Below are 10,952 nucleotides of genomic sequence, written 5' to 3' on the forward strand. Positions count from 1 at the left end.
ATCTCAGTCTCTCCTCATGCCTGGTCCGAGCGCCACCACGTGCGGGTAACGGGCCCGGGGGATTTCCCCCACCCGCCGGCCGCCCGCCCGGGCCCTCACCCCCGGAACAGGCGCATCGGAGGGTCCGTCGGACCGGTTGTGCGATCGGCCACAACCCCCGCGTCCCGGGGTGAGACGTGTCTCTCCCCCTTCGACGGCAACGAACCACCCCCCAAGCTTCGTTACTGTTGTTGGTCTGCTGTCGCCCCACCTGGAGGTCCTCGCCGTGTCCTTGTCCGCCCTCCTGGCCGCGGCTCCGTCCCCCGGGGCCGCGGGCTCACTGGACGAAGCCGCCGAGCGGGCCGGGAACGCCGCAGGCTGGGTCGAGGAGAACTGGTCCACCTGGCTGAACACGGGTCTCCGCATCATCCTCATCGCGGCCATAGCGATCGTGCTGCGCTATCTGATCCGGCGCGCCCTCACCAATCTCATCGACCGGATGAACCGCAGCGCCCAGGCGGTGGAGGGCACGGCCCTCGGCGGCCTGCTCGTCAACGCGGAACGCCGCCGCCAGCGCTCCGAAGCCATCGGCTCCGTACTCCGCTCGGTCACGTCGTTCCTGATCCTCGGCACCGCGGCCCTGATGATCCTGGGCGCCTTCCAGATCAATCTGGCCCCTCTGCTGGCCTCCGCGGGGGTCGCGGGTGTGGCGCTGGGCTTCGGCGCGCGCAATCTCGTCACCGACTTCCTGTCCGGCGTCTTCATGATCCTGGAGGACCAGTACGGCGTCGGTGACACGGTCGACGCGGGTGTCGCCTCGGGTGAGGTCATCGAGGTGGGGCTGCGGGTCACCAAGCTGCGCGGCGACAACGGCGAGATCTGGTACGTCCGCAACGGCGAGGTGAAGCGGATCGGGAACCTCAGTCAGGGCTGGTCCACGGCCGGTGTCGACGTCACGGTCCGCCCGACGGAGGAGCTGGACCTGGTCCGCAAGGCGATCTCCGAGGCGGGCGAGACCATGACCAAGGAAGAGCCCTGGTCGGAGCGGCTGTGGGGCCCGGTGGAGGTCCTCGGCCTGGACGCGGTGCTGCTCGACTCGATGACCGTACGGGTCACGGCGAAGACCATGCCGGGCAAGGCACTGGGCGTCGAGCGCGAACTGCGCTGGCGGATCAAGCAGGCACTGGACGCGGCCGGTATCCGGATGATCGGCGCCCTCCCGCTCCACTCGGACGGGGAGTCCACCGCCGACCCGACGGCGGCCATGGCGGCACCCTCCGCATACGCGTCGGCGACGTCGCCGCAGTCGCTGGCCGCGACCCCAATAGTGCCGCCGACCCTGTCGAAGTAGCCCACCGGCACCGCGCCCCCGCAGGTAACGCTTCGGTTGCCTCGGGGGCGCTTCCCATTGACGGGTGGATGACGTCGCCCTACCTTCCTCTCATCGATAGGAAAGTTTCCTAACAGAAAGCGGGTGCGTCACTCATGGCCGGAACCACACCGGGAACCCCCCGCGTTCTGCGCGCCATGAACGACCGGGCCGCGCTCGATCTCCTCGTCGCCCACGGACCCCTGACCCGCACACGCGTCGGTGAGCTGACCGGGCTCTCCAAGCCCACCGCCTCTCAGCTGCTCGCCCGGCTGGAGGAGGCGGGCCTGGTCCGCTCCACGGGCAGCCAGGCCGGGCGGCCCGGGCCGAACGCCGTGCTCTACGAGATCGCCCCGGCGGCGGCCCACGTCGCGGCGCTCTCCGTCGGGCCCACCGGCATCGACGCGGTCGTCGCCGACATCACCGGCACCGTGGTCGGCACCTGCCGTGTCGAGGCCGACGCCGTCGCGGAGGACGTACGCCACCGCACCGCCCAGCTCGTCGCCGAGGCCGTGGACGGCTCCCTGCGTCCCACCGGGCTGGGCCACGACGACCTCGCCGCCGTGGTGATCGGTACGCCGGGCGCGATCGACCCGCACACCGGACAACTGCGCTACGCGCCCCATCTGCCCGGCTGGCACTCCCGCACCCTGCTCGCCGACCTGGCCGAGGTGGTCGGAAGGCCGGTCGTCATCGAGAACGACGTGAACCTCGCGGCCGTCGCGGAGCAGTACGAGGGCGCGGCCCAGGACCACGACCACTTCGTCCTCGCCTATCTCGACGAGGGTGTGGGTGCCGCGATCGTGCTGGGCGGCACCCTCCTGCGCGGAGCGACCGGCGGCGCCGGGGAGATCGGCTACATGCCGCTGCCGGGCGCCCCGCTCGCCCGCGGCGGGGCGGCCGACTGGGCGGGCCCCGACGCGGGTGGCGGCTTCCAGAGCCAGGTCTCCTGCCCAGCCGTACGCGACCTGGCCGGGGGCAGGCCGCTGGACGAAGCCCTCGCCGACGAGGCCGTGCGGGCCGAGGTCGCCCGCAGGCTGGCCACCGGCCTGGCCTCCGTGGTCGCCGTGGTCGATCCCGAACTGGTCGTCCTCTCCGGACGGGTGGCCCAGGCCGGCGGGGAGGAACTCCGTGATCGCGTCGAGGCCGAGATGACCGGCCTCGCACTGCCGCGGCCGCTGCTCCGCATCAGCGACATCGAGGGCGACCCGATCCTGACCGGTGCGCTGCGGACGGCCCTCGCCCAGGCACGCGACAGCGTCTTCGACACCGCCTGAACCAACCGCCACCGCACCGCGCCACCCGTATCCGGTGGCGCGTACGGCACCCCCATGTCCGACGGCCCGCCCCCGGCGCCTCCGTACCGCGAAGTACCGCTGCAAAGGAAGTCCGCTATGGCGCCACGGCGCTTTCGTACCCGCGTGCCCCTGGCCCTGGGCGCAGCCGCCCTGCTGCTGTCCGGCTGCGCCAATCCGAGTACCGGCAGCAACACCGACGATCCCACGGAGCCCGTCACACTGAAGTTCTGGCACGGCTGGTCGGCGCCCGGCGAGGTCGAGGCGATCAACGAGAACATCGCCCGCTTCGAGAAGCTCCACCCGAACATCGACGTCGTCTCCACCGGCAACGTGAGCGACGAGACGATCAACCAGGCGCTGCGCGCGGGCGGTGGCGACGCACCCGACGTCGTCACGTCCTTCACCACCAACAACGTCGGGCAGTACTGCTCGTCCGGCATGTGGGTGGATCTCGACCCCTTCATGAAGAAGAGCGGGGTCGACAAGACCGAGGTCTTCCCGAAGACGCTGCTGGACTACACGCGGTACGAGGGCGTCCAGTGCGCGACGCCTCTCCTCGCCGACGCGTTCGGGATGTACTACAACAAGGACGCCTTCGAGGCGGCGGGGATCACCCGGCCCCCGCGCACCATGTCGGAGATGAAGGCCGACGCGGTGAAGCTGACCCGGAGGAACGAGGACGGCTCGCTGAAGCGTGCCGGCTTCATGCCGAACTTCCAGCTCTACCAGAACTCCCCCGACCGGATGTTCGCGCAGTGGGGGCCCGAGTACTTCGACGGCGAGGGCAAGGCGAAGCTCGCCGACGAACCGAAGACCGAGGACTTCTTCACCACCATGCGCGACCTCTCCGACGCACAGGGCGGCTACGCGGCCATGGAGAGGCTCCGCGCCCGCTTCGGTGACGAGATGTCGTCCCAGAACGGCTTTTTGACCGGCAAGCTCGCCATGCACCTGGACGGTGAGTGGCGCGGGCTGATGCTCGACGAGGCGAAGGCCGACTTCGACTGGGCGGTCGCCCCGCTGCCGGTCCCCGACGACCAGGCGGACACCTACGGACGCGGCTACCTGACGGGCACCGTGGCCGGCATCGCGCACAGCAGCCGGCACCAGAACGCGGCCTGGGAGCTGGTGAAGTACCTGACGGTCGACACCGAGCCGGTCGTCCACTTCGCCAACGCGATCCACAACGTGCCGTCCACGTTCGACGCGCTGAAGTCCCCCGGCCTGGACGCGGATCCGGCGTTCCGCGCCTTCATCAAGATCGCGCAGAACCCGCACAGCCAGGCCGTTCCGCCCTCGAACAACGGCGGCCAGTACATCAACTCGTTCGGTGACTTCTCACAGTCCGTCGAGGCCGGCAGGACGAAGGACCTGAACCGTGCCCTGAAGGAACTCGACGACCAGATCGACGCCGACAACGTCCAGTCGGAAAACTGAGGAGCCGAGTCATGGCACTGTCCCTCTCCACCCCGGCGAAGTCCGCCGGGCGGGCGACCGATCCGGCCCCCCGCAAGTCCCCCCTGCGACGCAAGCGGAACCGTGAGCGGCTGCGCAACCTGGGTTTCCTCTCGCCCTGGATCGTCGGGTTCTCGGTCTTCTTCGGGTACCCGCTGATCGCGACCGTCTACTTCTCCTTCATGCACTACAACCAGATCAAGGCACCCACCTTCGTGGGGCTGCGGAACTGGCGGTACGTGCTGGAGCAGATGCCGCTGTTCGGCCCGGCCCTGTGGAACACGCTGTGGCTGGTCGTCGTGATGGTCGCGCTGCGCGTGGTCTTCGGCCTCGGGATCGGCCTGCTGATCACGAAGATCAAGACGGGCGTCGGACTGTTCCGCACGGCCTTCTACATCCCCTACCTGGCCCCGCCCGTCGCGGCCACCGTCGCCTTCGTCTTCCTCCTCAACCCGTCCACCGGTCCGGTCAACGAGATGCTGTCGTGGATCGGCCTGCACGGTCCGAGCTGGTTCAACGACCCGAACTGGTCGAAGCCCTCGCTGGTCCTGCTCTCCCTGTGGGGCATCGGCGACCTGATGGTCATCTTCATGGCCTCGCTGCTGGACGTCCCGAAGGAGCAGTACGAGGCAGCCGAACTGGACGGCGCGGGCGCGTGGGCGAAGTTCCGCTACGTCACCTGGCCCGCCATCACCCCGATCGTGCTGTTCGCCGTCGTCACCGGAGTGGTGCAGACGATGCAGTACTACACGCAGGCCCTCGTCGCGGGGAAACTGGCCTCGGGCGTCTCCATCGGCCCCGGCACGGTGATCCAGCCCGGATATCCGGACCACTCCACCCTGACGGTCCCCCAGCTCGTCTACTCCCTGGGCTTCCAGAACTTCAACACCGGCGCCGCGTGCGTCCTCTCCCTCGTGCTCTTCGCCATCGCCATGGCCGTCACCCTTCTGCTGATGCGCAAGAGCGTCGGCCTCATCCCGGCGGAGGACTGAGATGACCACCACCACCCTGACCAGGCCGGACACCGCCGTGCCCGGCCGTCCCAGCGGCACCGACGCGGCCAGGCACCGCCGCAGGCGGATCCTGAACTGGATCGCGGTCCACTCCGTGGCCGTCGCCCTCGCCCTGTTCTTCGTCCTGCCGTTCGTGTTCGTGTTCCTCACGTCCGTGATGAGCGACGGACAGGCGATGAGCGGCGACCTGTGGCCCGGCTCCTGGAACTGGTCGAACTACTCGACGGTCTTCCACACACCCGGGTTCCTCGACTGGTGGCGCAACTCGCTGATGTACGCGCTGCTGGGCACCGTGTTCACGGTGTGCTCGTCGGTGCCCGTCGCCTACGCGCTGGCCAAGTTCCGTTTCCGCGGCCGCCGTACGGCGATGATCCTCGTCATCTCCACGATGATGCTGCCGCCGCAGGTCATCATCATCCCGATGTACCTGGTGTGGGCCCAGCAGTTCCACCTGTCGGGCTCGCTGTGGCCGCTGATCATCCCGATGGCGTTCGGCGACGCCTACTCGATCTTCCTGCTGCGGCAGTTCCTGTTGACCATTCCGCAGGAGTACATCGAGTCGGCGAAGGTCGACGGGTGCGGGGAGTTGCGTACCCTGCTCAAGATCGTCGTCCCGATGGCCAAGCCGGGGATCGCGGCCGTGGCGCTCTTCCAGTTCTTCTATTGCTGGAACGACTACTTCGGGCCGCAGATCTACGCCGCCCAGAATCCGGGCGCCTGGACGCTGAGCTACGGCCTGGAGTCCTTCAAGAGCGCCCACGCGGTCAACTGGAACCTGACGATGGCCGCGACGCTGCTCGTCATGGCGCCGGTCATCATCGTGTTCTTCTTCGCACAGAAGGCCTTCGTAGAAGGCGTCACCCTCACCGGAGTAAAGGGCTGAGAACCATGAAGCTCGCAGTAGTTGGTGGCGGGTCCACCTACACCCCCGAACTGATCGACGGCTTCGCGCGGCTGCGGGACACCCTGCCGGTGGAGGAGCTCGTGCTCGTCGACCCGGCGGCCGACCGGCTCGAACTGGTCGGCGGCCTGGCGCGGCGGATCTTCGCCAAGCAGGGCCACCCGGGAAGGATCGTCACCACCTCGGACCTGGACGCCGGGGTGGCCGGTGCCGACGCGGTGCTGCTCCAGCTCCGCGTCGGCGGGCAGGCCGCCCGCAACCAGGACGAGACCTGGCCGCTCGAATGCGGCTGCGTCGGCCAGGAGACCACCGGAGCGGGCGGCCTTGCCAAGGCCCTGCGCACGGTGCCGGTCGTCCTCGACATCGCCGAGCGGGTCCGCCGCACCAATCCTGACGCGTGGATCATCGACTTCACCAACCCGGTCGGGATCGTGACCAGGGCGCTGCTCCAGGCCGGTCACAAGGCGGTCGGCCTGTGCAACGTGGCGATCGGCTTCCAGCGCAAGTTCGCCGCGCTGCTCGACGTGAAGCCCGGTGAGGTGCACCTCGACCACGTCGGGCTGAACCACCTGACGTGGGAGCTCGGGGTCCGCCTGGGCGGCCCGGCCGGCGAGGACGTCCTGCCGAAGCTGCTCGCGGAGCACGGCGACGCGATCGCCGGCGACCTGCGCATGCCCCGGCAGATCGTGGACCGCCTCGGCGTCGTCCCCTCCTACTACCTGCGGTACTTCTACGCGCACGACGAGGTCGTGAGGGAGCTCGGCACGAAGCCGTCCCGCGCCGCCGAGGTCGCCGCGATGGAGAAGGAACTCCTGGAGATGTACGGCGACCCGGCCCTGGACGAGAAGCCGGCGCTGCTCGGCAAGCGGGGCGGCGCGTTCTACTCGGAGGCGGCCGTGGACCTGGCGTCCTCACTGCTCGGCGGAGGCGGCTCCGCGGTGCAGGTGGTCAACACGTACAACAGGGGGACGCTGCCGTTCCTGCCGGACGACGCGGTGATCGAGGTCCAGGCCCGGGTCGACGGCACGGGCGCGGCGCCGCTCGCCGTACCCGCGCTGGACCCGATGTTCGCCGGGCTGATCGGGCATGTCACCGCCTACGAGGACCTGGCCCTGGACGCCGCGCTGCGCGGGGGCCGCGACCGGGTGTTCAAGGCGCTGCTGGCCCACCCCCTGATCGGCCAGTTCGAGTACGCCGAGGCGCTCACCGACAAGCTGATCGCGCACAACCGGGAGCACCTGGCGTGGGCCTGACCGCACATGTGCTCGCGATCGACGCGGGCAACAGCAAGACCGACGTGGCCGTGATCGGCGCCGACGGGACGGTCCTCGGCGCTGCGCGCGGGGGTGGCTTCCAGCCGCCGGTCGTCGGCGTCGACGTGGCCGTGGACGGGCTGGGAACGGCGGTACTCGCCGCGTTCGACCGGGCCGGGGTGACAGGCGTCGAACATGTGTCGGCCTGCCTCGCCAACGCCGATCTACCGGTCGAGGAGGACGAGTTGGCCGAGGCGCTGCGAGCCCGGGACTGGGGCCGGACGGTGGACGTGCGCAACGACACCTTCGCGATACTGCGCGCCGGGGTCGACGAACCCCGGGGCGTGGCCGTGGTGTGCGGGGCAGGAATCAACTGCGTCGGTATGCGACCGGACGGAACGACCGCCCGCTTCCCCGCGATCGGCCGGATGTCCGGCGACTGGGGAGGTGGTTCGGGACTCGCCGAGGAGGCGATGTGGTTCGCGGCGAGGGCCGAGGACGGCCGCGGTGAACCGACCGAGCTGGCGCGGACCCTGCCCGGCCACTTCGGGCTCGGCTCGGTGTACGCGCTGATCGAGGCACTGCACCTGGGGCACATCCCGTTCGGGCGAAGGCACGAACTGACCCCGGTGCTGTTCTCCACCTGCGCGGCCGGCGACCGGATCGCGCGTGATCTGGTGGAACGCCAGGCGGACGAGGTCGTGGCCATGGTCTCGGTCGCGCTGACCCGGCTCGGCCTGCTGGAGGAGGAGGTGCCGGTGCTGCTGGGTGGCAGTGTCCTGGCCGCCCGTCACCCGGCGCTGGACGACCGGATCGCCGGACTCCTCGCCGTGCGCGCCCCGAAGGCGGTGATACGGGTGGTCTCGGCTCCGCCGGTCCTGGGCGCGGCACTGCTGGGCCTGGACCACACCGGGGCCGCCCGCGGGGCGCACAACAGGCTTCGGGAGCAGTACATCTGAGTGAGTGTCAGCACGGGCGTCCCGCAGGCTGTGCCGCGCGGGACGCCTGTCGCGTACGGGAACCGAACAGATGCCCCGTACGTGTTCATGGGGGGAGGGATCGGTCTGCTCCGGGCCCGCCCGGCCGAACCGCCTTGATCGCTTGCACTCGTCCTGATCGAATACGGGGAAGGACGTGGGATTCGGGCGCTTCTGGTGGATGGTGGCCCCTGGGGCCATAATTCTGGCCAGGACCAGTCCTCCCCCGATCGGCCGGGGGGCCAGGGCCGTCGCCAGTGACCGAGGGGGAGGTCAAGTGACATACCCGCCGAGCGGGACCGCGCTGCGGGAGCCCGGGACGGATCAGCCGTCAGCGCCCGTACCCGCGCAGCGCGGTGGTGTCCGGACCGCGGCCGAGCGGCTGCGTGCCGCGGCGACGACCGAGCCGGGCAGGCTGCAGATCATGGGCGCCGCACTGGCCCTGCTCGTCGTGGTGTTCGGAGCGGTCACGTCCCTGGAGATCTCCGGACGCGCCTCGTCCGCCGACGACGTGGTGACCCGCAGTCAGCCACTGAGCGCGGACGCCGCGAGCATCTACCGTTCGCTGGCCGACGCGGACACGATGGCGGCCAGCGGCTTCCTGGCGGGCGCGCAGGAGCCCCCGGACGTTCTCGCCCGGTACGACGCGGACATCAAGGAAGCCTCCCGGCTGCTGGTCGAGGCCGCGGCGAGCACCGACGCCTCTACCTCGTCGCACCGTGAGATCACGACGCTGAGCGAACTGCTCCCCGAGTACACCGGTCTCGTCGAGCGGGCCCGTGCCAACAACCGGCAGGGGCTGCCGCTCGGCGGGGCCTACCTCCGGTACGCCAACCAGAAGATGACCGGTGAACTCCTGCCGGCGGCAGAGCGGTTGCACGCCGAGGAGACCGGACGGCTCGCCACCGACTCGGCCGACGCGCGGCGGTTCCCCTTCCTCTCCCTGGGGGTCGGGGCCTTGGCCCTGGCCGCGCTGGTGTGGATGCAGCGGCGCAACTACCGCAGGACGAACCGCGTCTTCAACCACGGACTGCTCGCGGCCACGGCCGCGGCGACGGTGGTGCTGCTCTGGCTGGCCGTGGGTCACACCATGGCCAGAGCGGACCTGCGTAGCGCGATGGTGCAGGGGCAGGAGTCACTCGACGTCCTGAACAAGGCACGGATCAACTCGCTGAAGGCGCGGTCCAATGAGAACCTCACCCTGGTCGCCCGTGGTGCCGTACTCACCCCGGACGGCACGCGGGACCAGTACGAGACCGACTACAGCACCGGCATGAAGGAACTCGGCGCGCAGCTCAGGAGCGCGAAGGAGCTGGCCGACGACCCCACGGGCCGCGAACCGGTGGGTGACGCCATCGACAGCGTGTCCGAGTGGCAGGAACGCCACAGGAAGGCCCGGACCACGGACGACCGGGGCGAGTACGACAGTGCGCTGCGGCAGATCATCGGCCCGGAGAACTCCACGGGGCAGTCCTTCGAGCGGGTCGACGACGCGCTGGAGAAGGCGCTCGCCCACGAACAGGACGAGTTCGACGCGGCGGCCGAGGACGGCCGCGGCGCGCTGGGCGGGCTGCCGATCGGGGCCGCGGTCCTCGCCGTGCTGGGCGCGGCCGCCGCGGTCGTCGGGGTCAACCGCAGGCTCTCGGAGTACCGGTGAGGGGACGACCGATGACCAGGGTGAAGGACCGGGCCGCGCGCGGCAGGCTCCACGGCTGGGGCGGAGTGACGGGCATGGCGGTGGCCTGCGCCGTCACCGCCTCGCTCACCCTGCTGCCGCTGGCACACGGCGACGGGACGTTCGGCGGGCGGAGCGCGGGGCACGACGCCGGCGCCTCGGTGCCGACCGAGGCGGAGACGTGCGAGGACCCGGAGGCCAGCGTGCCGGCGTCGGACGCCGGAGGCCCGAGCATCGACCGGATCAAACAGCGCGGGAAGCTGATAGCGGGCGTCGACCAGAACAGCTTCCAGTGGGGCTACCGGAATCCGGAGAGCCGCACCCTGGAGGGCTTCGACATCGACCTCGTGCACGCGATCGCGGAGGACATCCTCGGTGACCGGGACGCGGTGATCTTCCGTGCCATCCCCACCAACCAGCGCATCTCCGCGCTGGAGCACGACAAGGTCGACGTCGTCGTGCGCACGATGACGATCAACTGCGAGCGCGCCGGCCAGGTGGCGTTCTCGACGGCGTACTTCCAGGCAGGCCAGCAGGTCCTGGCCCCCAAGGAGTCCACGATCGAGGGCTACGACAAGTCGCTGAAGGGCAAGAGGGTCTGCACGGCGGAGGGCTCGACGGCGTACGACGCGCTGGACAAGGAGTCCTTCGGCGCGGTGTTCAAGGACGAGAACGACGGGACCGAGCTGGACACCGACCTGCTGACCGTCCCCAACCAGCTGGACTGCCTGGTGCGGCTCCAGCTCGGCGAGGTCGACGCGGTGGTCACGGACAACGCGCTGGCGGCCGGCCAGGCGGCCCAGGACCCGGCGGTGGAACTCAAGGGCGACAAGCCGTTCACCACCGAGTACTACGGCGTCGCGGCGAAGCTCGGCGCCGACGACCTGGTGGGCCGGGTCAACCACGTACTGAACGAGTACCGCCGGGGCGGTGACGACAGCCCCTGGATGACGTCGTACCGCGACTGGCTGGCTACGGGTCTGCCCGGCATCACGGGCCCCCCGGCGCCGAAGTACCGCAGCAACTGAAGCC

9 protein-coding genes are annotated in these 10,952 nt (G+C 70.1%); all 9 read left to right on the forward strand.

The window, feature by feature from the left end:
- The first annotated feature begins 265 nt into the window (after positions 1 to 265).
- The 9 genes from ABZ441_RS07050 to ABZ441_RS07090 all read left to right on the forward strand — a co-directional run bounded on the left by ABZ441_RS07050 (position 266) and on the right by ABZ441_RS07090 (position 10,948).
- On the forward strand, positions 266 to 1,330 hold the full coding sequence (locus ABZ441_RS07050; protein WP_358969274.1) for a mechanosensitive ion channel family protein: 1,065 nt from the start codon (positions 266 to 268) through the stop codon (positions 1,328 to 1,330).
- Between the two features lie 134 nt (positions 1,331 to 1,464).
- On the forward strand, positions 1,465 to 2,625 hold the full coding sequence (locus tag ABZ441_RS07055; RefSeq protein ID WP_358969276.1) for an ROK family transcriptional regulator: 1,161 nt from the start codon (positions 1,465 to 1,467) through the stop codon (positions 2,623 to 2,625).
- Between the two features lie 117 nt (positions 2,626 to 2,742).
- Positions 2,743 to 4,083: an ABC transporter substrate-binding protein gene (locus tag ABZ441_RS07060; RefSeq protein WP_358969278.1), complete on the forward strand. Its 1,341-nt coding sequence runs from the start codon at positions 2,743 to 2,745 to the stop codon at positions 4,081 to 4,083.
- 11 nt (positions 4,084 to 4,094) lie between these two features.
- On the forward strand, positions 4,095 to 5,093 hold the full coding sequence (locus ABZ441_RS07065; protein WP_358969280.1) for a sugar ABC transporter permease: 999 nt from the start codon (positions 4,095 to 4,097) through the stop codon (positions 5,091 to 5,093).
- Position 5,094: 1 nt separating this feature from the next.
- Positions 5,095 to 5,997 carry a carbohydrate ABC transporter permease gene (locus ABZ441_RS07070; protein WP_358969282.1) on the forward strand — a complete coding sequence of 301 codons (903 nt, stop codon included), beginning with the start codon at positions 5,095 to 5,097 and terminating at the stop codon, positions 5,995 to 5,997.
- A 5-nt stretch (positions 5,998 to 6,002) separates the two neighbouring features.
- Complete coding sequence (locus tag ABZ441_RS07075) at positions 6,003 to 7,268, forward strand: 6-phospho-beta-glucosidase (RefSeq protein WP_358969284.1); 1,266 nt, start codon at positions 6,003 to 6,005, stop codon at positions 7,266 to 7,268.
- The gene (locus tag ABZ441_RS07080) at positions 7,259 to 8,227 is read left to right on the forward strand and encodes a BadF/BadG/BcrA/BcrD ATPase family protein (RefSeq protein ID WP_358969286.1); all 969 of its coding nucleotides are present in this window, start codon (positions 7,259 to 7,261) and stop codon (positions 8,225 to 8,227) included. Before ABZ441_RS07075 ends, ABZ441_RS07080 begins: the two co-directional genes overlap by 10 nt.
- A 295-nt stretch (positions 8,228 to 8,522) precedes the next feature.
- The gene (locus ABZ441_RS07085) at positions 8,523 to 9,902 is read left to right on the forward strand and encodes a hypothetical protein (protein WP_358969288.1); all 1,380 of its coding nucleotides are present in this window, start codon (positions 8,523 to 8,525) and stop codon (positions 9,900 to 9,902) included.
- Between the two features lie 11 nt (positions 9,903 to 9,913).
- Positions 9,914 to 10,948, forward strand: a complete 1,035-nt coding sequence (locus ABZ441_RS07090; RefSeq protein WP_358969290.1) for a glutamate ABC transporter substrate-binding protein — start codon at positions 9,914 to 9,916, stop codon at positions 10,946 to 10,948.
- Positions 10,949 to 10,952: the final 4 nt, after the last annotated feature.

The organism is Streptomyces sp. NPDC005752, from assembly GCF_040630715.1.
In the GTDB taxonomy this organism is placed as follows: domain Bacteria; phylum Actinomycetota; class Actinomycetes; order Streptomycetales; family Streptomycetaceae; genus Streptomyces.

What these genes read in the sequence shown, in the direction of transcription:
- ABZ441_RS07055 (WP_358969276.1), top strand. Translation starts at nt 1,465, where the DNA reads ATGGCCGGAACCACACCGGGAACCCCCCGCGTTCTGCGCGCCATGAAC.
- ABZ441_RS07060 (WP_358969278.1), top strand. Translation starts at nt 2,743, where the DNA reads ATGGCGCCACGGCGCTTTCGTACCCGCGTGCCCCTGGCCCTGGGCGCA.
- ABZ441_RS07065 (WP_358969280.1), top strand. Translation starts at nt 4,095, where the DNA reads ATGGCACTGTCCCTCTCCACCCCGGCGAAGTCCGCCGGGCGGGCGACC.
- ABZ441_RS07070 (WP_358969282.1), top strand. Translation starts at nt 5,095, where the DNA reads ATGACCACCACCACCCTGACCAGGCCGGACACCGCCGTGCCCGGCCGT.
- ABZ441_RS07075 (WP_358969284.1), top strand. Translation starts at nt 6,003, where the DNA reads ATGAAGCTCGCAGTAGTTGGTGGCGGGTCCACCTACACCCCCGAACTG.
- ABZ441_RS07090 (WP_358969290.1), top strand. Translation starts at nt 9,914, where the DNA reads ATGACCAGGGTGAAGGACCGGGCCGCGCGCGGCAGGCTCCACGGCTGG.